Origin of the sequence: Streptomyces durocortorensis, from assembly GCF_016901035.1 — a bacterium.
GTDB classification, from domain to species: domain Bacteria; phylum Actinomycetota; class Actinomycetes; order Streptomycetales; family Streptomycetaceae; genus Streptomyces; species Streptomyces durocortorensis.
In genome coordinates this window covers 1-241 of sequence record NZ_JAFEUF010000611.1, presented here as the reverse complement: position 1 = coordinate 241, position 241 = coordinate 1, and the positions used below count along the sequence as shown (strand labels likewise).

Annotated in this window: 1 rRNA gene; it reads right to left on the bottom strand. The window is 54.4% G+C overall.

The window, feature by feature from the left end:
- Window positions 1-75, bottom strand: a 5S ribosomal RNA gene (gene rrf / locus JS521_RS36255); the annotation flags it as partial.
- Between the last annotated feature and the right edge of the window lie 166 nt (window positions 76-241).

Below are 241 nucleotides of genomic sequence, written 5' to 3'. Positions count from 1 at the left end.
ACCATCGGCGCTGAAAGGCTTAGCTTCCGGGTTCGGAATGTAACCGGGCGTTTCCCTAACGCAATGACCACCGAAACCCTATCGGGTTCTAGCGAACAAGCACACTCTTCAATTAAGTAGTGAAACTGTTCAACCGGCGCGATAACTGTTCGCAACCCGGGAACAACACAGTGGACGCGAGCAACTGAGGACAAGCCCTCGGCCTATTAGTACCAGTCAGCTCCACCCGTTACCGGGCTTC